At 62.3% G+C, this 406-nt stretch carries 1 protein-coding gene; it reads right to left on the reverse strand.

Annotated elements, in window-relative coordinates; genetic code table 11:
- On the reverse strand, window positions 1-406 hold a 406-nt coding region (locus X756_RS0136270), incomplete at both ends, for a KUP/HAK/KT family potassium transporter (RefSeq protein ID WP_198020126.1).

A 406-nucleotide genomic window follows, 5' to 3' on the forward strand; every position in this document is an offset into this window, starting at 1 on the left:
GCACCCAGGTCCACATCGCCAGAACGATGGTGAAGGCCACCGCAAGCGACGCCCAGCCGCCCTCGAACACCTTCACGATGTTGGAGGCGAAGAAGCCGATGTCGATGAAGCCGAACAGCGCCGTCATGGCGACCGCCACCCACAGCCGCCATTTCCAGATGCGGGTCATGACGACGAACAGCAGCACCGTCGTCACCAACATGTTGCCGGTCACCGAGATGCCATAGGCGGAGGCGAGCTTGCTCGATTCGCCGAAACCGACGACCAGCAACATCACCGCCAACGCCAGCAAAACATTGACGCGCGGCATGTAGATCTGGCCCGACTGCCGTTCCGACGTGTGCAGGATTTCGAGGCGCGGCAGCATATTGAGCTGCACCGCCTGCCGGAGATCGGAAGAGCGTCG

It is taken from the genome of Mesorhizobium sp. LNJC405B00 (assembly GCF_000502615.1).
In the GTDB taxonomy this organism is placed as follows: domain Bacteria; phylum Pseudomonadota; class Alphaproteobacteria; order Rhizobiales; family Rhizobiaceae; genus Mesorhizobium.